Annotated in this window: 19 protein-coding genes; 6 read left to right on the top strand and 13 right to left on the bottom strand. The window is 72.3% G+C overall.

Going from position 1 to position 22,731, the window contains the following annotated elements:
• Positions 1-98 precede the first annotated feature (98 nt).
• The 3 genes from AAEP86_RS10560 to AAEP86_RS10570 form a co-directional block, all read right to left on the bottom strand.
• Positions 99-1,610, bottom strand: a complete 1,512-nt coding sequence (locus tag AAEP86_RS10560; protein ID WP_420367291.1) for a hypothetical protein — start codon at positions 1,608-1,610, stop codon at positions 99-101.
• A gap of 214 nt (positions 1,611-1,824) precedes the next feature.
• A complete protein-coding gene (locus AAEP86_RS10565; RefSeq protein ID WP_420367292.1) occupies positions 1,825-3,765 on the bottom strand; it encodes a putative Ig domain-containing protein in 1,941 nt (646 codons plus the stop codon).
• A gap of 170 nt (positions 3,766-3,935) precedes the next feature.
• Positions 3,936-4,838 (bottom strand): LysR family transcriptional regulator, encoded by a 903-nt coding sequence (locus AAEP86_RS10570; RefSeq protein ID WP_420367293.1) that lies wholly within the window; start codon positions 4,836-4,838, stop codon positions 3,936-3,938.
• A 90-nt stretch (positions 4,839-4,928) separates the two neighbouring features.
• Between AAEP86_RS10570 and AAEP86_RS10575 the strand changes: the two genes are divergently transcribed.
• The 3 genes from AAEP86_RS10575 (at position 4,929) to AAEP86_RS10585 (ending at position 9,267) form a co-directional block, all read left to right on the top strand.
• Positions 4,929-8,402, top strand: coding sequence for a proline dehydrogenase family protein (locus tag AAEP86_RS10575; protein WP_420367294.1), 3,474 nt, complete (start codon positions 4,929-4,931; stop codon positions 8,400-8,402).
• A 222-nt stretch (positions 8,403-8,624) separates the two neighbouring features.
• Positions 8,625-9,065, top strand: a complete 441-nt coding sequence (locus tag AAEP86_RS10580) for a VOC family protein (protein ID WP_420367295.1) — start codon at positions 8,625-8,627, stop codon at positions 9,063-9,065.
• 52 nt (positions 9,066-9,117) lie between these two features.
• Positions 9,118-9,267, top strand: a complete 150-nt coding sequence (locus AAEP86_RS10585; RefSeq protein WP_420367296.1) for a hypothetical protein — start codon at positions 9,118-9,120, stop codon at positions 9,265-9,267.
• 130 nt (positions 9,268-9,397) lie between these two features.
• Here AAEP86_RS10585 and AAEP86_RS10590 read toward each other — a convergent pair whose 3' ends face one another.
• Together AAEP86_RS10590 and AAEP86_RS10595 are read right to left on the bottom strand one after the other, a co-directional pair.
• Complete coding sequence (locus AAEP86_RS10590) at positions 9,398-9,841, bottom strand: acyl-CoA thioesterase (RefSeq protein ID WP_420367297.1); 444 nt, start codon at positions 9,839-9,841, stop codon at positions 9,398-9,400.
• Positions 9,838-10,464 (bottom strand): QsdR family transcriptional regulator, encoded by a 627-nt coding sequence (locus AAEP86_RS10595; protein ID WP_420367298.1) that lies wholly within the window; start codon positions 10,462-10,464, stop codon positions 9,838-9,840. Before AAEP86_RS10595 ends, AAEP86_RS10590 begins: the two co-directional genes overlap by 4 nt.
• A gap of 47 nt (positions 10,465-10,511) precedes the next feature.
• On the opposite strand from AAEP86_RS10595, the gene AAEP86_RS10600 reads away from it, so the two are divergent.
• Complete coding sequence (locus AAEP86_RS10600; RefSeq protein ID WP_420367299.1) at positions 10,512-11,705, top strand: acyl-CoA dehydrogenase family protein; 1,194 nt, start codon at positions 10,512-10,514, stop codon at positions 11,703-11,705.
• A gap of 112 nt (positions 11,706-11,817) precedes the next feature.
• On the opposite strand, the gene AAEP86_RS10605 is transcribed toward AAEP86_RS10600, so the two are convergent.
• The 7 genes from AAEP86_RS10605 to AAEP86_RS10635 all read right to left on the bottom strand — a co-directional run bounded on the left by AAEP86_RS10605 (position 11,818) and on the right by AAEP86_RS10635 (position 20,479).
• Positions 11,818-13,926 (bottom strand): S9 family peptidase, encoded by a 2,109-nt coding sequence (locus tag AAEP86_RS10605; protein WP_420367300.1) that lies wholly within the window; start codon positions 13,924-13,926, stop codon positions 11,818-11,820.
• 80 nt (positions 13,927-14,006) lie between these two features.
• The gene (locus AAEP86_RS10610; RefSeq protein WP_420367301.1) at positions 14,007-14,879 is read right to left on the bottom strand and encodes a patatin-like phospholipase family protein; all 873 of its coding nucleotides are present in this window, start codon (positions 14,877-14,879) and stop codon (positions 14,007-14,009) included.
• Positions 14,880-15,014: 135 nt separating this feature from the next.
• Complete coding sequence (locus AAEP86_RS10615) at positions 15,015-16,283, bottom strand: sugar ABC transporter permease (protein WP_420367302.1); 1,269 nt, start codon at positions 16,281-16,283, stop codon at positions 15,015-15,017.
• On the bottom strand, positions 16,280-17,044 hold the full coding sequence (locus AAEP86_RS10620) for an ATP-binding cassette domain-containing protein (RefSeq protein ID WP_420370474.1): 765 nt from the start codon (positions 17,042-17,044) through the stop codon (positions 16,280-16,282). Before AAEP86_RS10620 ends, AAEP86_RS10615 begins: the two co-directional genes overlap by 4 nt.
• A gap of 130 nt (positions 17,045-17,174) precedes the next feature.
• On the bottom strand, positions 17,175-18,287 hold the full coding sequence (locus tag AAEP86_RS10625) for a sugar ABC transporter substrate-binding protein (protein WP_420367303.1): 1,113 nt from the start codon (positions 18,285-18,287) through the stop codon (positions 17,175-17,177).
• Between the two features lie 164 nt (positions 18,288-18,451).
• The gene (locus tag AAEP86_RS10630; protein WP_420367304.1) at positions 18,452-19,549 is read right to left on the bottom strand and encodes an ROK family transcriptional regulator; all 1,098 of its coding nucleotides are present in this window, start codon (positions 19,547-19,549) and stop codon (positions 18,452-18,454) included.
• A 192-nt stretch (positions 19,550-19,741) separates the two neighbouring features.
• Positions 19,742-20,479, bottom strand: coding sequence for a S1 family peptidase (locus AAEP86_RS10635; RefSeq protein WP_420367305.1), 738 nt, complete (start codon positions 20,477-20,479; stop codon positions 19,742-19,744).
• A 123-nt stretch (positions 20,480-20,602) separates the two neighbouring features.
• Between AAEP86_RS10635 and AAEP86_RS10640 the strand changes: the two genes are divergently transcribed.
• Both AAEP86_RS10640 and AAEP86_RS10645 read left to right on the top strand, forming a co-directional pair.
• Positions 20,603-21,430, top strand: coding sequence for a GAF domain-containing protein (locus AAEP86_RS10640; RefSeq protein WP_420367306.1), 828 nt, complete (start codon positions 20,603-20,605; stop codon positions 21,428-21,430).
• Positions 21,431-21,471: 41 nt separating this feature from the next.
• Positions 21,472-21,657 carry a hypothetical protein gene (locus AAEP86_RS10645; RefSeq protein WP_420367307.1) on the top strand — a complete coding sequence of 62 codons (186 nt, stop codon included), beginning with the start codon at positions 21,472-21,474 and terminating at the stop codon, positions 21,655-21,657.
• A gap of 21 nt (positions 21,658-21,678) precedes the next feature.
• Here the strand turns inward: AAEP86_RS10645 and AAEP86_RS10650 are convergent, their stop codons facing one another.
• Positions 21,679-22,710, bottom strand: a complete 1,032-nt coding sequence (locus AAEP86_RS10650) for an NADPH:quinone reductase (protein ID WP_420367308.1) — start codon at positions 22,708-22,710, stop codon at positions 21,679-21,681.
• Positions 22,711-22,731: the final 21 nt, after the last annotated feature.

The following is a 22,731-nucleotide window of genomic DNA, read 5'->3' on the forward strand; positions in this document are numbered from 1 at the left end:
GAATGTGACCAGGCTTGGGGGTAGGTGCGGGAACCCGCAGACGGACAGGAGGCGCGGTGCCGGCTGGCACCGCGCCTCCTGTCGGCGGACGGGTCGCGTCAGACGCGACGGCGCCGCAGCCGGTGGAGCAGCAGGGCCGCTCCCGATGCGAGCAGGCCGAGGGCCCACGCGAGCGGAGCGGTCTCGTCGGCGCCGGTGTACGCGAGCGTGCCCCCGGTGGTGCTCGCCGTCGTCGTGGCGACGGCGGCCGTGGCGACCGGTCGGACGGCGACCACGAACGAGGTCGAGACGCCGTCCTGCGTGATGGTGAGGCGGTGGTCCGAGGCGTGCGGGAACGTCACGCGCGAGGCGATCCCGTCCTGCACCGACGTGACACGGTCGGACGACACCGAGCTCGTCACCGTCGCGTGCGGTCCGCCACTCGCGGCGCCGAGCGCGGTCGGGTTGCCGAACCGGTCGACCGCCAGCCCGGAGACCAGCAGCGAGCTGCCCTGCCGGGTCGGGATCGACGACACGCGCCCGAGCGAGTGCCCCTCGGCGTCGAAGGCCGTGATCGCGCCTCCGGGAGCCACCGACCACGCGTTCGTTCCCGGCGTCCCGGTACCGACGATGGCGAGGACGCCGATCGGGGCCGCGGGACGGACGGTGAGTCGGACGTACTCGGTCGCGGTCGCCGTGCCGCGGAGGGCGACGACCTCGAACTGGTACGTCCCCGCGGTGGTGACCGTGCTCGTGAGGACGCCGGTCTCGACGTTCACGCTGAGGTCCGTGGAGGGCGAGTCCTGGATGGCGTAGGCGAGCGGACCGGTGCCGCCCGTCGTGCTGAACGTGTGCGTGAAGGTCGTGCCGGCCGTCGCGCTGAGCGCCAGGGGCTTCGCGGCGCTCGACGGCTCGGTGAAGACGAGCGGCGACGGGGCCACGGTCAGGCGGACGTACTCGGTGACCTGGGTCGTCCCGCTGAGGGCGACGACCTCGAAGTCGAACGTGCCGGCGGTCGTCGGGGTGCCGCTGAGCACGCCGGTCTCGACGTTGACCGTGTAGGCCGTGGACGGCGCGTCCTGGATGGCGTACCCCACCGTGCCGTTGCCGCCCGTGGTGTGGAAGGTGTGGGTGAAGGGGGTGCCGACCGTCGCCGAGAGGGCGAGCGGCTTCGTCTTCGTCGAGGGCTCGGTGAAGGCGAGGTCGCTGCCGTCGCCCGGGGTGGCGGCCGGCGCGGGGCTCGCGGAGGGCGTTGCGGCGGGGGACGTCGTGGCGCCCGGGGTCGCGGCGGTCGTCGTCGTCGTCGACGGGGTCGAGGTCGTGGCCGCCGTCGCGCCGGTCGTCGACGTCGACGCGGGCTTCGTCGTCGTGGTGTCGGCGCTCGCTCCGGCGCCGGCGGGCGTCGTCGTACCGGCCGGCGTCGTCGTGGCGTCGGCGGTCGAGGTCGTCGTGTCGGCGGGCGTCGTCGTGGTGCCGGCGGTCGTCGTCGAGCTCGTGGGCGTCGCCGTCGGTGTCGGCGTCGCGGCCATCGCGGGCCCGCCGACGCCGATGACCGAACCGATGGCGGTCGCTGCGACGACGGCGCCGATGGCCGCCGCGCGACGGACCGGCGGCCTGCTGGACTGGTGCATGATTCCCCCCTGGGAGTCGGGTTGCGGGACGCGGTGATCGCTCCCGTCAGTGGAGACGATACGGCTGCGCGACAGGCGACAACGTCACGGTTCCATCACGGAACTACCCGCTCTCACCTGGGGTTTCTCACAGAATGATGCCGCTCATGACACGGAGGCGCGGGGCGGTCGTGCCCCGCGCCTCCCGGCTGTCGGACGGTCGCTGTGACGAGCCTCAGCTGTGTCGGCGACGCAGGCGCCAGACGAGCAGCCCCGCACCCGAGGCGAGCAGGCCGAGGGCCCAGCCGAGGGGGCCGGACTCATCCGCCCCGGTGTAGGCGAGGGACCCTCCGGCCCCAGCACCAGCACCGCCGGCGGTCGGGGTGACCGCGACGTCGAACGTGTCCGACACCCCGTCGAAGCGGACGGCGATCCGGTGCAGCGACGCGTGCGTGAACGTCACGCGGGAGCTCCAGGACTGCTCGAGGAAGTCGATCCGGTCCGTCGCGACGCTGCTCGTGACCTCCGGGTGCGGGTCACCGGGCTGCGGCTCGAGCGGGACGGAGGTGTTGCCCCACGCGTCGATGGGTGTCGACTTCACGAAGAGGGCGTCGCCCTGGTCGACCGGGATGGCGTCGACCGGGGTGTGGGTCGCTGCTTCGCCGAGGCCGTCGATGCGGATGAGCTGCTGCCGCGGTCCGAAGCCCCAGACGGTGCCCTTCCCGTCCTCGCCGGTCGAGATGAACGTCAGGATGTCCTTCGTCACCCCCGGCGCGACGGTGAACTCGACCTCCTGCCGGGCGATCTCCGAACCGTCCGTCGCGACGACCCGGAACCGGTACTCCCCGGCGACCGTCGGGGTGCCGCTCAGCACGCCGGTCTCGCGGTCGATCGTCAGGTGGTCGGGGATGCGGGCGTCGGCGTGCTGCGGGTCCACGTACTCGTCGTCGGGGTACTGCAGGACGTACCGGACCGGCTTGGTGCTGCCGGTGGCCGTGAAGGTGTGGGAGAAGGTCTCGCCCGCGGTCGTCCGGAATGTCTGGGTCGCACCCGAGCCGGTGAACGCGAGCGGTCGGTCGGCGACGGCGACGGCGATCGTCAGCGAGAGACCATCGGACTGCAGGGTGAGGCGCCGCGGCCCGGCGTCGCCGAACGTCACCTTCCACGTGTTCGTGTCGTCGTTCCAGGTGAGGACGTCGGCGGGGTCGCTGCTCGTCAGGGTCGACTCTTCGGGCATCTCCGGGCCGTTCAGCGGGTTGCCGAGACGGTCGGTGACCACGGCGCTGACCCAGAGCGAGCCGCCGGGTTCGGCCGGGACCGCGTCGATGAGGCCGCCGCCGCCGATCGGGGCGATGCCACCGTCCGCGCCGCCGGCCACCGACCAGGCGGGGTAGTGGCCATCGGCATTCGAGTACACCTGGGCGCCGATGTGCGTTGCGGCTCCCGGCTCGACGGTGATCTCGATCCACTGCGTCGCCGTGTGACGGGTGTCGGTCGCGAGGACGCTGAAGGCGTACGTCCCGGGCTTCGTCGGGGTCCCGCGGAGCAGACCGGAGTCGTCCCAGCGGAAGTCCGCGTAGTCGTCGAAGTTGCCGAGTGGGTCGAAGCCGTACTCGAGCGCCTGGTCCCCGCCCTCGGCGACGAACTGGTGGGAGAACGCCGTGCCTGCGGTTGCCGTGAACTCGATGGGCTCGGAGGGGCTCGAGGACTGCGGCCACGAGACGGCGCCGTCGGCGGCTGCTCCGGTCGTGCCGTCCTTCGGTGCCGGGTCCTCCGTGGGGGATGCGGCGGGTTTCGGAGCGCCGCTGGCGGTCGAGGTCGGGGTCGGTGTCGGGGTGGTGTCGGACGTCGGTGCGGGCTCGGGTGCCGGGGCGGCGGGCGTGGGATCGGCGGTCGTCGGAGCTGACGGCGTCGGAGCCGATGGTGTCGCAGCCGGCGTCTCGGTCGCGGCCGGTGTCGCGCCGGGCGTCGCGCTCGGGGTGGTGGTGCTCGGCGCGCCGGTTCCGGACGTGCCGACGGCGTCGCTCGTGGCGGCGGTCGTGGCGGCGGTCGTGTCGGCGGGTGCGGCGACGGCGGCGGTCGCACCGATGCCGAACGCCGAGGACGCGGCGACGATGGCGACGGCTGCGCCGACTGCGGCGCTCCGTCGGAACGTGGACGTGCAGGACTGCTTCACGGGATCCCCCTCGGATGCTGTGGTGGGCACCCGATCGGCGCCCTCACTCCAGCAATGTGCGGGGCGGACGGAACCTGACGCGGTCGGAGGTCACGGATCGGTCACGACCTGCGCGGTCGTCGAGACGGCCCGGGTGGCGGGCCCGCACCGCGCCTCCAGGCCGTCGACGGTCAGTCGCCGACGGTGGCCGCAGCGCGTTCGAGGGCGTCGCGGAGTGCGCGCACCGCCGGGGAGGACGAGCCGGCGGACCGCACCACGGTGAAGATCGTCCGGCGGGGTCGCTCCGGCAGGTCGACGAGCCGGCAGGTCGTGGTCCGGCCCGTCCACATGAGGTCGGGCATGAGGCTGACGGCGTTGCCGGACTCGACCAGGCGGATCTGCGTCTGCAGGTCGGCGGTCTCGTACCGGACGTCGGGCTCGAAGCCCCAGCGGCGGCACACCTGCTCGGCGAAGTGCCGGGACGCCGTGCCACGCGGCTCCATCACCCACGGCAGGGCCTCCGCGTCCGCGATGGAGGAGACCGGCGCCAGGGCGACGTCGACCGGCGGGAGCGCCAGGCGGACGGCGTCCGTCGTCAGGTCGGACCGGTCGAGGCCCGGTAGGTGCGGAGCCGCGTGTGCCGGGTACTGCTCGGCGATGACCATGTCGAAGTCGCGGGCCCAGGTCTCGTGGAGCGCGGTCTCCGGCTCGCGCTGCACCATCTCGATCCGGACGTCCGGGTGCTGCGTCGCCATGTCGTGCAGGGCGCTCGGCATCAGGGCCAGGGCGGCGGACTGGAACACCGCGACCCGCACGCGCCCCTGCACCGTCGGCATCGTCGACTCGACCTGGGCCTGCGCCTGGTCGAGGACGTCGAGCACGTGCCCCGCGGCCTGCACGAGCACCTCGGCCTGCGGGGTGAGCTGCAGCCGCCGTCCGGCCTTCCGGAGCAGCGGGACGCCGGCCTCGCGCTCGAGCGCGGACAGCTGCTGCGAGACGGCCGACGGGGTGAAGTTGACGGCCTCGGCGACGGCGGCGATCGTGCCGCGGATCGACAGCTCGCGGAGGAGGACCAGGCGGCGGACGTCGAGCACGGGAGCCTCCTCGAAGCATCAGGTGAAGTGAATGGTACCCGTCACGAAGAGTTGCTTCCGCTTCAGCATCGAGCGCTCCACACTGGGGCCATGACGACGTTGCACGAGCCCCCTGCCACCGAGCCCGAGGCGACGGGCTCCGACGCCCTCGCGGGCCAGTCCGTCGCACTCGTCCGACAGTGGTTGGCCGAGGCCGAGACCTACCCGGTCGACGGCTCGGCGAAGCAGCTCGCCGGCGTGCTCGCCGACCCCGCCGGCCTCGACTTCGCCGTGGGCTTCGTCGACGGCGTCGTCCGCCCCGAGGACCTCGGGGTCGCGGCCCGCAAGCTCCGCGAGATCGCACCGAACGCGCCCGGCTTCCTGCCCGCGGCGCTCCGCGGGCTCGTCCGGCTCGGCGGCGGCATGGCCCCGCTGCTGCCCGGCGTCGTCGTACCCATCGCGCGCCGGGTGCTCCGCGACATGGTCGGCCACCTCATCGTCGACGCGACCGACGCCAAGCTCGGCCCGGCCATCGCCGGGATCAAGCGCGACGGTGTCCGGCTCAACGTGAACCTGCTCGGCGAGGCCGTCCTCGGCGAGTCCGAAGCGGCACGCCGGCTCGAGGGGACGCACAAGCTCCTCGCCCGCGACGACGTCGACTACGTCTCGATCAAGGTGTCCTCGACCGTCCACCCGCACTCGCCGTGGGCGTTCGACCACGCCGTGCAGGACATCATCGAGAAGCTCCGACCGCTCTTCCGCCGAGCCGCCACGAGCACCCCGGCGAAGTTCATCAACCTCGACATGGAGGAGTACAAGGACCTCGACCTCACCATCGCGGTCTTCACGAAGCTCCTCGACGAGCCGGAGTTCCTGCACCTCGAAGCCGGCATCGTCCTGCAGGCGTACCTGCCCGACGCGCTCGCCGCGATGCAACAGCTGCAGGAGTGGTCCGCCGCCCGCCGTGCCCGTGGTGGTGCCGGCATCAAGGTCCGGCTGGTCAAGGGCGCGAACCTGCCGATGGAGCAGGTCGAGGCGTCCGTGCACGGCTGGCCGCTCGCCACCTGGCACACCAAGCAGGACTCCGACACCAACTACAAGCGCGTGCTCGACTGGGCGCTCACGCCGTCCCGCGTCGAGAACGTCCGCATCGGCGTCGCCGGCCACAACCTGTTCGACGTCGCACACGCGTGGCTGCTCGCCGGTGAGCGCGGCGTCCGCGACGGCATCGAGTTCGAGATGCTGCTCGGCATGGCGCAGGGCCAGGCCGAGGCCGTCCGCCGCACCGTCGGCTCGCTGCTGCTCTACACGCCCGTCGTGCACCCGGGTGAGTTCGACGTGGCGATCGCGTACCTGATCCGCCGCCTCGAGGAGGGCGCGTCGCAGGAGAACTTCATGTCCGCGGTGTTCTCGCTCGTGTCGTCCCCGCCGCTGTTCGCACGCGAGGAAGCACGGTTCCGCGCGTCGCTCGAGCCGCTCGCCACGCCCGAGGGCCTCGCGGCTCCGGCGTCCCACCGCGTCGCCGACCGCTACGCCGCCGTGTCGCGTCCGGGCGTCGGACACTTCGAGAACACGCCAGACACCGACCCGTCGGTCGCCGAGTTCCGCGCCTGGGGAGACGCCATCACCGGTCGGATCGCGACGTCGACGCTCGGCACCAAGGCCGTCCAGGAGGCGCGTCTCACCTCCGCCGACCAGCTCGACACCGTCCTCGGCCGGGTCCGCGCCGCCGGCACCGAGTGGGGTGCGTGGCCGGGAGCGGCCCGCGCCGCCGTCCTGCACGCCGTCGGCGACGCGCTCGAGGCGAACCGCGCCGCGCTCGTCGAGGTCATGGCCTCCGAGACGGGCAAGACCATCGACCAGGCGGACCCCGAGGTCTCCGAGGCGATCGACTTCGCGCACTTCTACGGCACCCTGGCCGAGTCGCTCGACACGGTCGACGGCGCGTCCTTCACGCCCGCAGCGCTGACGCTCGTCGCCCCGCCGTGGAACTTCCCGGTGGCGATCCCGGCCGGGTCGACCCTCGCCGCGCTCGCCGCCGGATCGGCCGTCGTCCTCAAGCCCGCGCCGCCCGCCGAGCGGTCCGGTGCGGTGCTCGCGTCGATCATCGGGACGGCGCTCGACGCCCACGGTGCCCCGGCCGACGTGCTGGCGTTCGTGCAGGTGTCGGAGAACGACCTCGGGCAGCAGCTCGTCGCCTCGCCCGCGGTCGACCGGGTGATCCTCACCGGTGCGTACGAGACCGCCGAGCTCTTCCGCTCGTTCCGTCCCGACCTGCCGCTGCTCGCCGAGACCTCGGGCAAGAACGCCGTCATCGTGACGCCGTCGGCCGACCTCGACCTCGCCGTGAAGGACGTCGTCGCCTCGGCGTTCGGCCACGCCGGCCAGAAGTGCTCCGCGGCGTCCCTCGTCGTGCTCGTCGGTTCCGTCGCCACGTCACGACGCTTCCGGTCGCAGCTCATCGACGCGGTCTCGTCGCTCACCGTCGGGTACCCGACCGACCCGACCACGCAGATGGGGCCGGTCATCGAACCCGCTGCCGGCAAGCTCCTCGACGGACTGACCAAGCTCGGCGCGGGGGAGACCTGGGCGGTCAAGCCGGCGAAGCTCGACGACACCGGCAAGCTCTGGAGCCCTGGTGTCCGCGACGGCGTCCGGCGCGGCTCGGCGTTCCACCGCACCGAGTACTTCGGGCCCATCCTCGGCATCATGACCGCGGCCACGCTAAACGAGGCGATCGCGATCGTCAACGAGGTCGACTACGGCCTGACCTCCGGCCTGCACTCGCTCGACCCGGCCGAGATCGGCACCTGGCTCGACACGATCGAAGCGGGCAACCTCTACGTCAACCGTGGCATCACCGGGGCCATCGTGCGCCGTCAGCCGTTCGGCGGGTGGAAGAAGTCGGCCGTGGGTGCCGGCACGAAGGCCGGCGGGCTGAACTACCTGTTCGGGCTCGGGTCGTGGTCGCCGGCGGAGGCCGCTTCCGGTGCTGCTCCCTCGTCCGCCGTGTCGTCGTTCGTACGCGCTGCGGGCATCGCCTCGCCGTCGCTCGACCGAGCCGTCGCCTCCGACGAGCACGCCTGGGCCTCGCTGTTCGGCGCAGCGGTCGACGTGTCGGCGCTGTCGGCGGAGCGCAACATCGCGCGGTACCTGCCCTACCCGGGCGTGCACGTCCGGCTGGCATCGTCCGAACAGGACGCCGTCGCCGATCTCGTCCGGATCGTCGCGGCCTCGGTCCGCGCCGGGACGACCGTCGAGGTCTCCGCGGTCTCGTCGCTGCCGTCCTCGGTCGAGTCGGCCGTGCGTGCGCTGCCGAACGTCCGGTCGCTGACGGTCGGACAGTCGGACGACGCCTTCGCCGCTGCCGTCGCCGACGGTCCGTCGACCCGGGTGCGGCTCATCGCCGGTGACGTCTCCGCGCTGTACACCGCGGTCGGCGGGCGCCCGGACGTCGCGGTCTACGGGGAGCCCGTGACCGAGGCCGGTCGCATCGAGATGCTCCCGTTCCTCCGCGAGCAGGCCGTGTCGATCACGGCGCACCGCTTCGGCACGCCGAACCACCTGACGGACGACCTGATCTAGGCGGAGTGCTCGGGGCCCGTCCCCGGGTCGAACCACGGATCCGACATCGAACCACGCTCGCGGGCTGGTTCGATGTCGGATTCGTGGTTCCAAGGCGTGCGAACTGTCCGGTCTCCGCGCCGGGCAGGGCTGCTCCGAGGTGGTGGGGGTTGCCTCGGCTTCGCGCCGCAACCACGGTGCGCCGCCGATGCCCTGTCGGCTCGATCCCTGAGGAGCTCCACCATGACCGAACCGTTCGCTCGTCCCACCGCCCTGGCCCACGTCCGCGTTACCGTCACGGACATCCACCGCAGCAAGGCGTTCTACCAGCAGCTGCTCGGCACGGACCCGGCGATCGACTTCAGCGACCAGGTCGACGAGCCGGGCGTGCGCGAGGACCGGGAGCGGTTCTACGGCGGGTCGGTCTTCCGGCTCGGCGACCAGGTCTTCGGCCTGCGTCCTGTCGCGCCCTCGGGTCAGCGGTTCGACCCGGACACGGTCGGCCTCGACCACGTCAGCTTCGTGGTCGGCTCGGTCGACGAGCTGCACCAGGCAGCCGCTCGCCTCGATGCCGCCGGTGTCGAGCACGGCGAGGTCACCGACCTCGGCGACGCCGGCATGGTGATCCTGTCCGTGCAGGACCCCGACGACATCAACCTGGAGCTGGCCGCGCTCAAGGGCTGACGGGCCGACGAGCTGACGTGCTGACCGGCTGTCGGACGTCTACGCTCGGCGCATGCGCATCGTGTACGCCATCGGTCGGGCGCTGGGGTTCGTCCTGACCACGATCGCGAAGGTCATCGGGACGTGGAGCGGGGCGAAGCCCGCGGGGGACGACCTCGCCGTCCGGCTCAACGACCCACGGCGCGAGGACTACCGCCCCTGAGGCAGTGCACCCCGCTTAGGACATCGCACCCCGGAGTGACGGGGTGCGATGTCCATGCGGGGGTGCGACGCGGTCACCGGTGCGATGTGGGCGCGTGCGCGACGCGGCACCGGGGATGCAGTCGCGCGGTTCAGTCGGCGCTGACGGACGCCGGCGTGGTCATCGTCGCCGTCACGAGCGCACGCAGTGACGCCGGCAGGGGGACGGGGCGCCGGGCACCCTCGCGGTCGATGATCACGTGCGCGAACTCGCCCGTCGCCAGCAGCGCGCCGTCGGACTGCCGGAACAGGCCGAACTCCCACGACAGGCTCGTGTTCCCGAGGTGCTTCGAGCGCATGCCGACCTCGATCACGTCCGGCCACACGGCGGACTCGACGAACCGGCAGCTCGACGACACCAGCACGGCGATCCAGTCCGACGTGAAGGGGTCGAGGCCGGCTTCCTCGCGGAACCAGTACGTCGACGCATTGTCCATCGCGCTGTAGTAGATCGTGTTGTTGACGTGCCCGAACATGTCGTTGTCGTTCCAGCGCGTGGGGTAGGTGCGACGGAACGGGTACTCGTCGATGGTCATCGGTCTCCGATCGAGGTGGTGGCGGGGGAGCCTGCGGCATCGGTGACGCGGGGTGGGTCGGGCCGCAGCACGTACTCGAACGCGGCTCGGGCCCGCTCGGGGTTCGGCGTCTCGCCCGAGATGAACTCGGCGTAGGTGAAGGACTCCGAGATGCGGACGAGCAGCCGTGCGAGCTCCTCGGCCGACAGCGGGCCGGGATCGAACGTACCGGATGCGCGTTCGTGCTCGATGAGTGCGGTGACCCGGTCGACGAACCGGCTCTGCACGTCGCTGTCGGTGGTGGTCAGCAGCCGGAGGGCCCGGACGGGTTCGCGCTCGAGGAAGGCCCGGAAGTACGGCGCGTCGATGAGGTCCGCCGTGAACCGGTCGAGCACGTCGACGATGCGGGTGGCACCGGTGGAGCCGGCGGCGTCGGCAGCGCGGGCCGCGGCGTCGAGCGTCGGGACGGCGAGCGACCAGAGGATCTCGGACAGCAACCGGTCACGGTTGCCCACCCATCGGAACAGGGAGGTGCGGTCGACGCCGAGCGCCGCGGCGAGGGCTCCCATGTCGATTCGTGAGCCGGCGATGAAGGTGTGGCGCGCCTCCCGGAAGGCGCGCAGCGCAGAATCCGATGTGTACATGCGCACCCTCCTTGCAACGTTTCCGAGAATGATGCATCGTGGACTCCATGTCAACGCTGACGCCCACCACCGCGCTGCTCGAGTCCGACTTCTACCGTTTCCAGGAGGGGCTGACCGAGCAGGAGCGAGCGTCACTCGGACGACTGCGCACCTACCTCGAGTCCGAGGTGCGGCCGATCGCCGACGAGTACTGGGCGCGCGCCGAGTTCCCGATGCAGGTGATCACGCCGTTGGCCGAGCTCGGCATGTACGGGCCGGGCGTCCCGCTCGTCCGGCAGTTCGAGAACTCGGCGGTGTACCGCGGGTGGGCGGCACTCGAGCTCGGTCGCGTCGACGCCAGCGTGGCGACGTTCATCGGCGTGCAGTCCGGCCTCGCGATGAACTCGATCGCGGTCGCCGGCAGCGAGGAGCAGCAGCGCGAGTGGCTGCCGCGCATGGCGTCCGGCGAGGTCATCGGCGCCTTCGGTCTGACCGAGCCGCTCTCGGGCAGCGACTCGGCGCGCGGGCTGCGCACGACGGCTCGGCGCGAGGGCGACGACTGGGTGCTCGACGGCGAGAAGCGCTGGATCGGCAACGCCACCTTCGCGGACGTCGTCGTCATCTGGGCGAAGGACGTGGCGGACGACCAGGTCAAAGGCTTCCTCGTCACGACGGACACCCCCGGGTTCACAGCGACGAAGATCGAGGACAAGATCGCGCTGCGCGGCGTGCAGAACGCCGACATCGTCATGCAGGGCGTCCGTGTGCCGGAGTCGCGCCGACTCCAGCACGCCGACTCCTTCCGGTCGACGGCGGAGGTCCTGCGGCTGACCCGCACCGAGGTCGCCTGGCAGGCCATCGGCATCGCGGTCGGTGCGTACGACGCCGCCCTCGACTACGCCCGGACCCGCATCCAGTTCGGCAAGCCGATCGCATCGCACCAGCTCGTGCAGGACCTGCTCGTGAAGTCGCTCGCGAACATCACCGCGTCGATCGCCCTGTGCACGCAGGCCTCGGCGATGCAGGACGCCGGGACCGGAGGCGACGAGCACTCCGCGCTGGCGAAGGCGTTCGCGACGGCGAAGATGCGCGAGACCGTGGGCTGGTGCCGCGAGGTGCAGGGCGGCAACGGGATCGTGTTGGACAAGGGCGTCGCGCGGTTCTTCGCCGACGCCGAGGCGATCTACTCGTACGAGGGCACGCGTGAGGTGAACACGCTCATCGTCGGGCGGGCGATCACGGGTCAGGCCGCGTTCGTCTGAGCCGACCGCGGGTCGTCGACCCGGAACGACATCCCCGTCGTCGTACGACGTCGACGATGTCGTTCCGGGTCGGCAGCGCCCAGCACCGCGCGCAGCGCCGCGCGCCGAAGCCCTACCCGAGCAGCTCGGGCCGCTCCCACTCCTCGCCGAGCACGTGCTGTGCGAGGAAGGCGAACACCGTCTCGTACCAGACGACCGCGTGCTGCGGCTTGAGGATCCAGTGATTCTCGTCCGGGAAGTACAGGAACCGGTGCGGCATCGTGCCGTCGGACGCCGCGTGGTGCTCCGCCAACTCCGACCAGAGCCGCAGGCCCTCGCCGACCGGCACCCGGTAGTCCTTGTCACCGTGGATGACGAGCATCGGGGAGACGATGTCCGCGACGAACCGGTGCGGATCGCTCTCGTGCATCCCCTCGGCGTCGAAGATCGACTGCCAGTACTGCGACATGTCGGTGGTGCCGTTGAACTGGTCGAGCGCCCACAGGCTGGCGTGCGTGACGACGGCCCGGAACCGGTCGGTGTGCCCGGCGACCCAGTTCGCCATGTAGCCGCCGAAGGACCCGCCCATCGCTGCCGTGCGGGTCTCGTCGACGTCCGGCCGGGCGACGACGGCGTCGGTGATCGCCATCAGGTCGGTGTACGGCGCCTGGCCCCAGGCGTTCCACCCGCGGTTGACGAAGTCGAGCCCGTACCCGGTCGACAGCGCGGGGTCCGGCAGCAGCACGGCGTAGCCCCGCGCGGCGGCGAGCTGCGGGTTCCAGCGCCACGACCACTGGTTCCACGAGTTGAGCGGTCCGCCGTGGATCCAGAGGAGCAGCGGGTGGGGACCGTCGCCCGCCGAGGCCGGCGGGAGCACGAGCCAGCCGCGGACGCGTGACCCGTCGGCGGCGGTGGTCTCGACCTCCTCCAGACGCCCCGGCACCTCGGGCAGGGCAGCCGGCGTCGCGAGCTCGGTGACGGCACCGTCGGTGCCGATGCGGACCGGGTGCAGCGGGGCCTGCCAGGAGGCGCGCAGCGCCACGACCGCGCCGCTCGCCTCTGCCACGCGCAGGCTCGAGTACGCCCAGTCGTCGTGGGTGAGCTGCTCCACGGCGCCGCCGTCGACGGGGATGCTGAAGACGGGAGCCCGGCCGTCCTGGTCCGCCGTGGTGAGGAGCGCCTCGTCGCCGTGCGCGAAGACGAGTTCGTTCGGCCAGCGGTCCCAGTCGGTGGCGATGCGACGCGCGCCGGACAGCGTGGTGCCGTCGAGGTCGGCGACCCAGACCTCCTGCTGCGTCGCACCCCGCGAGGTGAACCGCGGCGTCCGCACCCACGCGAGCGTGCGGCCGTCGTGGCTGAGGGTCGGCATCTCGTGGTCGACGGCGTCGTCGCTGCACAGCACCGTGCTCCGACCGCTCGCGACGTCGATCGCGACGATCGTCGAGCGTGAACCACGGGCCTCCTGCACGGCGACCGTCACGACGAGCACCGAGCCGTCCGGGGTGACCGCACCGGCGACGTGTTCGAGGGACCGGCCCGGCGCCGGAGTGGCGTCGACCGGTGCGGGGAGGTGTGCCGGGTAGGCCGACTTGGTGTCGCCGTCCGGGCCGTCGTCGGACGGTGCCGGGGTCCGGTCGGCTTCGCGGAGCGTGCCGAGGTCGAGCGTCAGGACGTGCGTCTCGTCCGGCCCGAGGTCGTGGTCCCAGTAGCGGACCGGGTAGGTCTCGTGCAGGATCGCCTGGACCTTCCGGTCCTTCCGGCGGCCGCGGAGCTCGGCGTCCGCGGTGACCACCCCGGTCGGGTCGGTGCCGGCGCCGGGGAGGAGCGCCGCGGTGATCGCGACGGTGTCCGACGCGGTGGCCGCGCCGAGGACGCCGCCGATGCCGCCCGCGAACCGGGTGACGGGACGGGCCTCACCGCCTGCGGCGGGCAGCACCCAGAGCTGCGCGGCGTCGGAGTCCTGCTCGCCCTCGCCGTCGGGACGGCCGGACACGAAGAGCAGGTCGCCGGAGTGGGTGAAGGAGACGCCGCCCTCGCCCTTGGTCGAGCGGGTCAGTCGGGCGGGCGCCCCGGCGTCGGCGTCGGTGCCGGGGACGGCCCAGACCGACCGCCGGTACCCGGTGCCCTCGGCGTCGAGCACGCTCACCGTGAGCGCGACGCGGGAGCCGTCGGGGCTCACGGCGATGCCGTCGACTCGTGGGAGGGCGGTGAACTGGTCCAGATCGGAGAACGGCGTCGTCATGCCCCCACGCTACCGGCGGCCCCCGTCCGGGCACGGTCAGCGTCCGCGGCCGGCGACCCCGACCGCGGCGTGCCCCGCGGCTACGCCCAGAACGCGGCGATGCCCTCCGCCACAGCGCTGCCCTGCGCGTGCCCGGCCTCGGCCGACGGCGCCTGCGTCGAGAGCGACAGCGAGTTCGTGCCGAACGCCTGCTGCGCGGTGCTGTCGGCCACGACGACCTCGACCGAGCTGCCGGCGGCGCGGAGCGACTCCACCGCCACGTCGAGCCACGGCCCGAGCGGCGAGGGGCCCTCGGGACCGCAGGCGATCACGAGGACCCGCTCGTGCCCGGCGGCGACGTCGGCGTTCGTGGCGGAGCGGAGCCCGCCGTCGATGTGGGGGCGGCCGTCGAGCGCGACCGGCGACCACACGAGCGGCACCGAGCAGCTGGCGGCGACGGCGCGGGGGAGCGGGACGCCGTCGGCGGCGGTGAGGACCCGGAAGGTCCCGTCGGTGGCGTCGATGGTCGTCAGCGCGAGCGGCTTCGCGGGCCACTCCGGGGACGGCAGCGTCTCGGTGAAGGTCGCGACCCGCTCGTCGTCGGTCTGGCCGGTCGTGGTCTGCTGGGCGAGGTGCCCCAGCCGCGCCCGGGCGTCCTGGTCGGAGGTCGCGCCCTCGAGGACGGCGCCGATGCGCTGCTGGAAGTCGTCACCGGCGATCGGGACGGGCTCCTCGTAGGTCGTCGGGACGGGCGCGTGCTGCTGGTCGTACGCCTGCCGCACGCCGCCGTGGCGGACGAACGTCCCGACGACGCTGCCGGCGCTCGTGCCGACGACGAGGTCCGCTGCGTCGAGGTCGACCCCGGCCTCCTGCAGCGCGGTGAGCACGCCGAGCTCCCAGGCGATGCCGGCGACGCCGCCACCCCCGAGGACGAGTGCTCTGGATCCGGGTACGGGCGTGGTGACGTCGGTCATGGGTCCTGCTTACCAGCCCGCGGTGACGCCGTGGTGGCGACGGACGACGGACGGGAGGCACGTGGCGGCGCCGCCACGTGCCTCCCGTCCGTCACCGCGACCGTCCAGGGCGGACGCGCGGACCGACGGACCGGGTCAGGCCGCTCCGTGGCTGGCGCGGCTGCGCCGCGAGAGGGAGTCGATGATCACGGCGAGCAGGAGCACCGCACCGGTGATCATGTACCGGATCGACGAGTCGAGGCTGAGCAGGGTCAGACCGTTCGAGATCGACTGGATCACGATGATGCCGAGCAGTGCCGACCACGCGCTCCCGCGGCCGCCGAACAGGCTCGTCCCGCCGATCACGGCGGCGGCGATGGCGTTGAGGTTCGTGTCGCCGGCGCCCGAGGACAGGCTCGCCGAGTTGAGGCGCGCCGCGGCGAGGATGCCGCCGACCGTGGCGAACAGCGACGTGAGGACGAACACCGAGATGTAGATCCGGTTGACACGGATGCCGGACCGCCGCGCGGCCTCGACGTTGCCGCCGACGGCGAAGACCGACCGACCCCACCGGGTCCGCTTCAGCAGGAAGTTCATCAGCACGACGAGGACCACGAAGAACACGAACGACGTGCCGGTCCCGAAGTCGCGGGACAGGTACCACACCATGAGCGCGAGACCGAGGAACAGTGCGACGGACTTGGCGATCGTGAGCGACATCGCGCCCGTGGACAGACCGGCCCGGCGGCGACGGGCCGCGCGGCGGACCTCGGTGAAGAACAGGCCGCCGGCGGCGACCGCGGCCAGCAGGTACGCGAGCCACGGCGGCAGGTACGAGGCCGAGGCGAACTGCACGATCGCGGAGTCGTACGGCAGGTTGATCGAGCCGTTCGGACCGAGGATCAGGAGCTGCAGACCGAGGAACCCGAGCAGCCCGGCGAGCGTGATCACGAAGCTGGGGACGCCGAAGCGCGTGAACAGGAGCCCGTAGAGCAGTCCGGCGGCGGCCCCGACGGCGAGTGCCACGACGAGGACCAGCCAGAGCGGCCACCCGAGCGACGTGAGGCCCTGGCCGAGGATCGCGGCGGCGAGACCGCTGACGCTGCCGACGGACAGGTCGATCTCGCCGAGGAGCAGCACCAGGACGATGCCGATGGCGATCGTCCCCACCGCCGCGCACTGCAGCGCGAGGTTCACCAGGTTGCCGGGCGACAGGAAGTCGGGGGAGAGCGCCTGGAACACCGCCCAGATCACGATGAGTCCCACGACCACCGGCAGCGAGCCGATGTCACCGCCGCGGACCCGGCGCACGAAGGCCTTCGCGGCACCACCGATCCCCTGGTCCCGCAGGAGCCGCTCGTCCTGCAGATCGGCCGCCGACGGGGTCGGGGTCGCCGCGGTGAGGGTCTCGTCGGTCTTGCTCATGCTGTCGTCTCCTGCTCGGTCCGGGCGGCGGCGCGACGCGTGACGGCGTTGTCGGTGGCGCCGGTGATGGCCGCGATGATCTCCTCGTAGGAGACGTCGTCGATGCGGAACGTGCCGTTGTTCCGGCCGAGGCGCAGCACCGCGACCCGGTCGGCGACGGCCTGCACGTCCGCGAGGTTGTGGCTGATGAGGACGACCCCGAGGCCGCGTTCCCGGAGCCGCTCGACGAGGTTGAGGACCTCGGCGGTCTGCGCGACGCCGAGTGCGGCGGTGGGCTCGTCGAGGATGACGACCTGCGGGTCGCCGATGAGCGAGCGGGCGATGGCGACGGTCTGCCGCTGGCCGCCGGAGAGCGACGCGATCGGGATCCGGACGGAGGGGATGCGGGCCGCCAACTGCTGCAGGAGCTCCCACGACCGGCGTTCCATCTCCTCCTCGTCGAGGAAGGGGTGCGCGACCTCGCGCCCGAGGAAGAGGTTGGACACGACGTCGAGGTTGTCGGCGAGGGCGAGGTCCTGGAAGACGGTCGCGATCCCGAGCGACTGCGCAGCCGCGGGGTTCGGGACGGTGACCTCCTCGCCGTTGAAGGTGATCGTCCCGCCGTCGGGCGTGTACACGCCGGCGAGGATCTTCACGAAGGTCGACTTGCCGGCGCCGTTGTCGCCGACGATGGCGATCACCTCGCCCGCGTGCACGTCGAAGTCGATGTCGCTGAGCGCCTGGACGGCGCCGAACCGCTTGGTGATCCCGCGGAGGGACATCACCGGGGCGGCGGAGGGGTGGGGTGCTGGTGACTCGTTGCTCACGGGTGTCGTGCTCACGGATGCCGTCCTCTGCGTGGTGGTGCCCGCCCGGTCCGCGGGGACCGGGCGGGCGTTGTGTCGTCGGGAACTACTTGATGCCGGCGCTGTCGCAGGCCGAGGCGTACTGCGAGGTGCAGATCTGCTTCACGGTGTACAACCCGTCCTTGACGACCGTCGACTGGACGTTCTTCGTCGTCACGGCCACCGGCTGCAGCAGCGTGGACGGCACGGAGTCGCCCTTCGCGGTCTGCACGGTGGAGTCGCCCTTCGGCTTCTCACCCTTGGCGAACTGGATCGCGAGGTCGGCGGCCTTCGAGGCCTCGGGCTTGAACGCCTTGTACACGGTCATGTACTGCTCGCCGGCGAGGATGCGCTGGATCCCGGCGAGGGAGGCGTCCTGACCGGTGACCGGGGGCAGCGTCTTCGCGCCGGCCGACTTCATGGCCGCGATCACGCCACCGCCGGTGTCGTCGTTCGCCGCGTAGACGCCCGCGATCTTGTCGACGCCGAGCTTGCTGATCTGCCCGGCAGCCCAGTCCTGAGCCTTCGCGGGGTCCCATCCGGGTGTGTCGTACTCGGCGAGTACCTTGTAGCCGCTGCCGTCGATGACGGAGTGCGCGCCCTTCTTGAACTGCGAGGCGTTGTTGTCCGTCGGGGAGCCGTTCACCATGATGATGCCCGAGCCGGACGGCACGCCCTTCGCCTTGAGCGCGTCGACCAGGGCCTGACCCTGGAGCTCGCCCACCTTCTCGTTGTCGAACGAGATGTAGTAGCTCAGGTCCGGGCTGTCGATGAGCCGGTCGTAGGAGATGACGGGCACCTTCTTCGCCTTCGCCTGCTGCACGATCGAGGCCGCGGCCTCGCCGTCGAACGGGTCGAGGACGAGGACCTTGACGCCCTGCGTCAGCATCGACTGCGCCTGCTGCAGCTGCTTCGACGCGTCGCCGTCGGCGTTCGCGTAGATGACCGAGCAGCCGCTGCACTGCTTCTTGACCTCGGCGGTGAAGAGCGGACGGTCGGCGCTCGCGTAGCGGGCGGTGACGGAGTCGGGGAGGAGCAGACCGATCTTCGCCTTCGACGCGTCCCCGCCGCCGCCGGACCCGGTGCCCGCGTCGGCGCCGTTGGAACACCCCGCGAGGGTGGTGATCGCGAGCAGCAGGGCGCCGACGCCCAGCATGGCTCGTGTGGTGGCTTTCTTCATTGAAACGTCCTCCAACAGGTGGACCGCCCACGTTGGCGGTGCCCTGAGTGTGGCAGCGTGCGTTCTTGGCTGCAAGACTTGAACGCAAGACGTGCGGACCAGATGACGAAATCGTTGTCTGGCCCGCGTCGTGCGGCCAGTGGGCCGTTCGGTCGGCCGTGGCGTCAGCGCGGACGCGTGACGTCGACCGCCTCGATCGCCAGGGCCAGTGCGCCGGTCACCGCGGCCTTCTCGCCGAGCTGCCCCTGCACCACGTCGGGGGTGCCGTCCACGTCGACGATGAGGGACGACTCCAGCGCGTGCCGCATCGGGCCGAGCAGCAGCTCGCCGGCCCGCGCGAACTCCCCGGTCACGACGAGCCGTTCCGGGTCGAGGAGGTTGCACAGACCCACCGCCGCGGTGCCGATCGTCCGGCCGGCGTCCGCCACCGCCCGGATGCAGACGTCGTCGCCGGCCATCGCTCGGAGCACGAGGTCGGCGAGCTTCAACGTGCCGACCTCGTCGCGGATGCCCTCGAGCACGGCGGGCGCACCGGCCACCGCCTCGAGGCAGCCGCGGTTGCCGCACCGGCAGATCGGCCCGTGCGGAACGACGGGCGTGTGCCCGAACTCGCCGGCGATGCCGTGGTGGCCGCGGAACAGGTGGCCGTCGAGGACGAGCCCGGCACCGATGCCGTTGCCGACGTCGAGTGTCACGACGGTGCTGCGTCCACGAGCCGCGCCGCTGCGGTGCTCGGCGAGGGCGGCGAGGTTCGCCGAGTTGTCCACCTGCACCGGGCGGTCGAGACGGCGCGCGAGCGACCGGCCGAGCGGGACGCCGTCCCAGCCACGGAGGATGCCGCCGCGGGCGGTCATGCCCGTGCGACGGTCGATGGGCGCGGCGACGGCCAGCCCGACGGAGAGCACCTCGTCCATCGACGACTCGATGGACTCCACCATGTCCATCACGAGGAGCGCCGTCTTGTCGAGCTCGGCGTCGGCGCGGTGGTCGCGGGCCAGGGGCATGTGGCGCTCGGCGAGCACGGTCGCGTTCAGGTCGGACAGGGCGACCCGCAGGTGCCGCGGCGAGACGTGCACCCCGGCGACGAGGCCGAGTCCGTGCGGCAGCGTGACCCGCAGCGCGCGTCGGCCGCTCGAGGTGCTCGGGGTGGCGTGCAGGGCACCCGACGCGACGAGTTCCTTGACGATGTTCGAGACGGTCGCCGGCGAGAGTCCGGTGACGCCGGCGAGCTCCACCTGGGTCAGCCCGCCGTGCCGCTTCACGGCGGCGACGACGCGGCCACGGTTGGCTTCACGCAGTGAAGATTGGTTCCCCGGACTGCGGCGTGGCTCTGGCACGGGGACAGCGTAACGGGGCGCTGTGCGGAGGCCGCCGTGCGACGGCGACCCCACGGCGGACGGGAGGCACGTGGCGGCGCTGCCACGTGCCTCCCGTCGGGTCGGCGGTCGGGTCGGTCAGACGCCCGCGGTGGAGCGGATCCAGCTCGCGCTCTGCGCGAGGACGGCGTAGTTCGACCCGGCGTGCGTGTCCGCGCCGGGGTCGGCCACGTCGCCCGTGGAGCAGACGCCGACGACCTTCCCGTCCACCAGCAGGGGGCCGCCGGAGTCGCCGTGGTTCGACGCGCCGGACACCCCGGTGACGTGCTGGGCGACCCCGCCGTACGCGTCGGTCGAGCTGCCGGTCAGGTTCACGCTCGCCTGGTAGAGCCCGGTGGTCGGCACGCTGTCCGCACGGTTGCCGTAGCCCATGATCGTGCCCGTCCCGGAGGAGCGGGGGCCGTTGCCGAGGTCGAGCTGTGCGTACGACGACAGGGTCTTCGGCGTGCGGAGGTGCACGAGGGCGATGTCGCCGGAGGGCGCCGAGTAGAGGCGGTCGGCCGCGGTCGCGGTGCCCCGGTTCGTGGTGCTGTTGGAGTGGTAGACGTTCATCGCGGTGGTGCCGTCGACGCAGTGCTCGGCGGTGAGCACCCACGACGCGTTGAGCTGCTCGCCGGTGCACCCGTACGTGCCGGTGCCGCCCTGCTGGAAGACGAGCTGCACCTCCCACGGGGTGCTCGGTGCCTGCTCGCCGCCGATGACCTGCGGGGAGACGGTCGCGGCGCTCGCGGCGGTGACGCCGAGTGAGCCGCCGAGGAGGGCGAGGGCCGCGGTCGCGGTGGACGCGAGGACCCGGAGCTTCGTTCGCTGCTGCATGGGTCGATGCTCCGCGTGCCCCGTTCGGGGGTCAAGTCAGCGTTGCAGAGGACAACACCGTCCCCCGGGAGCCGTCCTGTGGACAACCCCGTCGGGGTCGGTGGTGTCACCTAGCGTCGAGGCATGGGGCAACAGCAGGAGCGGCGCGGGACACGTGCCGGACGGGTCGGTGCGGTGGCGTGGCCGATCCTCGTCGCGGCCGCGCCGACCGCCGCCTTCCAGCTGCCGAACCTCGTCACCGGGACCGCCGTGCGGGTCTGGCTCGTCGCGTTCGGCCTCGTGGTCCTCGTCGCGGCCGTGCTCACGCAGGTCGTCCGCGCCCGGCGGACCGAGGCCGGGCGGCTGGCGGCGGAGGAGTCCGCGGCACACGTCGAACGTGAACAGTCGACGGCCGTCCGGTACGCGTTCACGCAGATCGCCTCGCGATTGGTCCGGTTCACCGAGCTCCCACGACGCGACCGGCGGTCGGAGCTGCCCTGGTTCGCCGACCGGGTGGCCGTGGCGCTCGCCTTCTACCTGCTCCCCGGCGTCCCCGACGTGCGCGCGAACGTCTACCAGCTGTCGGGGGACCTGGCGGCGCTCGAGCCGATCGGGCACGGCGGCGCGGGCGACACCGCCGGGGTCTTCCGTGCCGGTACCCCGTACGGCGACCGGAACCTCGAGTGGGTGCTGGTCGGCGGCGCGCCCCGCGTGGTCGGGGACCGCGCGGCGGACGTCGACGCCGACCAGGACCTGCCGGACTTCGCGCCGCGGTACACCTCGTACGTGTCGGTGGTCATCCGGTCGGACGAGTACTCGTTCGGCATGCTCACGGTGGACTCGCCCGTCCCGGACGCCTTCACCGAACTCGACACGAAGAACGTCGCGATGATGGCGTCGTTCCTGGCGGTCGCGTTCTCCCTGACGTACTCGTACCCAGAACGGGATCGCCGATCCCGGAAAGGCCCGTGATGCTGACTCGTTCTGTCGGATGCTCGACGTACGATCCACCCATGACGACCGTGAACCCTGCTCCGAAGGCGTTCGGACGTGCCCGTCTGACCTCGCCGAACTGGAACGTCGACACCACCGACGCCGACTACGAAGACCTCGACGTCATCGCCGCCAACCTCGAGCGCGAACTCGCCGAAGCGCGTGTCCGCGTCGCCGAACGGATCGCGGCCCGGCAGCGTCGCTGACCGGGCCGCACACCGTCCGCGCTACTCGGCGGGGGCGACGTCGATGAGCACCTTGCCCACGGCGTCGCCCTCGACCGCGTCGTGGGCAGACGCGGTGTCCTCGAGGCCGAAGCGCACGAGCGGCAGGCCCGCGTCCTCGCCCACCGGCAGGACGCCGTCGCGCAGGGCTGCCGTGACGTCCTCGGCGGCAGCGGAGAGCGCCGCGTCGCCGATCGTGTAGAGCAGCAGGAACTGGTAGCGCGCGTTCACGCTCATGTTCGGGCGGATCGGCAGCGTCGCGTCGTCCCCGCCGTTGTTCGCGTAGATCGAGACGACGCCGTGGTTCGCCAGCACGTCCGCGACGAGTCCGGCGTTGTGCGGGATCGACACCTCGACGACGATGTCGACGCCGTCCGGGGCGATCTCGCGGATGCGCGCCGCGGCGTCCTCCGAGCGGTAGTTCACGGTGTGGTGAGCGCCGGCCGCGGTCGCCAGGGCTGCCTTCTCGTCCGAGCTGATGGTCGTGGTCACCGTCGCGCCGGCCCAGCGGGCGAGCTGGATCGCGGCGTGCCCGACGGCGCCGGCGCCGCCCGCGACGAGGACCTGCTTGCCCTCGAGCGCGCCGGGGGCGAGCCGTGCCGGGCCGTCCTCGTGGGTGGTGAGTGCCCGGTGCGCGGTCATCGCCGGGACGCCGAGCGAGGCGCCGACGTCGAAGCTCGTGCCCTCCGGCAGCGGCACGGCGCGGTCGGCCGGCACGACGGTGTACTCCTGCGCGGTGCCGGTGGGCCGGCTCGCGGCGGCCATGTACAGCCAGACGCGGTCGCCGACCGAGAGTCCGTCGACACCCTCGCCCACGGCGTCGACCACGCCGGCGCCGTCCTGGTTCGGCGTGATCTCCGGGAACGGCAGGCCGTCGCCGTAGGTGCCGCCGGCGCGGGCCTTCCAGTCGGTCGGGTTCACGCCGGAGACGACGACGCGGACGCGGACCTCGCCGTGGCCGGGCTGCGGCACGTCGCGGTCGACGAGTTCGAGGACGGAGGAGTCACCGGGCGTTGTGTAGACGACAGATCGCATGTCACCAGGCAACCACGACGT

It is taken from the genome of Curtobacterium sp. L1-20 (genome assembly GCF_048755855.1).
Lineage (GTDB): Bacteria > Actinomycetota > Actinomycetes > Actinomycetales > Microbacteriaceae > Curtobacterium.

Excerpts from the sequence above, each read along its gene's own strand:
- AAEP86_RS10560 (WP_420367291.1), bottom strand. The coding sequence starts at position 1,610 with ATGCACCAGTCCAGCAGGCCGCCGGTCCGTCGCGCGGCGGCCATCGGC.
- AAEP86_RS10575 (WP_420367294.1), top strand. The coding sequence starts at position 4,929 with ATGACGACGTTGCACGAGCCCCCTGCCACCGAGCCCGAGGCGACGGGC.
- AAEP86_RS10580 (WP_420367295.1), top strand. The coding sequence starts at position 8,625 with ATGACCGAACCGTTCGCTCGTCCCACCGCCCTGGCCCACGTCCGCGTT.
- AAEP86_RS10585 (WP_420367296.1), top strand. The coding sequence starts at position 9,118 with ATGCGCATCGTGTACGCCATCGGTCGGGCGCTGGGGTTCGTCCTGACC.
- AAEP86_RS10590 (WP_420367297.1), bottom strand. The coding sequence starts at position 9,841 with ATGACCATCGACGAGTACCCGTTCCGTCGCACCTACCCCACGCGCTGG.
- AAEP86_RS10595 (WP_420367298.1), bottom strand. The coding sequence starts at position 10,464 with ATGTACACATCGGATTCTGCGCTGCGCGCCTTCCGGGAGGCGCGCCAC.
- AAEP86_RS10600 (WP_420367299.1), top strand. The coding sequence starts at position 10,512 with ATGTCAACGCTGACGCCCACCACCGCGCTGCTCGAGTCCGACTTCTAC.
- AAEP86_RS10605 (WP_420367300.1), bottom strand. The coding sequence starts at position 13,926 with ATGACGACGCCGTTCTCCGATCTGGACCAGTTCACCGCCCTCCCACGA.
- AAEP86_RS10610 (WP_420367301.1), bottom strand. The coding sequence starts at position 14,879 with ATGACCGACGTCACCACGCCCGTACCCGGATCCAGAGCACTCGTCCTC.
- AAEP86_RS10615 (WP_420367302.1), bottom strand. The coding sequence starts at position 16,283 with ATGAGCAAGACCGACGAGACCCTCACCGCGGCGACCCCGACCCCGTCG.
- AAEP86_RS10620 (WP_420370474.1), bottom strand. The coding sequence starts at position 17,044 with ATGTCCCTCCGCGGGATCACCAAGCGGTTCGGCGCCGTCCAGGCGCTC.
- AAEP86_RS10625 (WP_420367303.1), bottom strand. The coding sequence starts at position 18,287 with ATGAAGAAAGCCACCACACGAGCCATGCTGGGCGTCGGCGCCCTGCTG.
- AAEP86_RS10635 (WP_420367305.1), bottom strand. The coding sequence starts at position 20,479 with ATGCAGCAGCGAACGAAGCTCCGGGTCCTCGCGTCCACCGCGACCGCG.
- AAEP86_RS10640 (WP_420367306.1), top strand. The coding sequence starts at position 20,603 with ATGGGGCAACAGCAGGAGCGGCGCGGGACACGTGCCGGACGGGTCGGT.
- AAEP86_RS10645 (WP_420367307.1), top strand. The coding sequence starts at position 21,472 with ATGACGACCGTGAACCCTGCTCCGAAGGCGTTCGGACGTGCCCGTCTG.
- AAEP86_RS10650 (WP_420367308.1), bottom strand. The coding sequence starts at position 22,710 with ATGCGATCTGTCGTCTACACAACGCCCGGTGACTCCTCCGTCCTCGAA.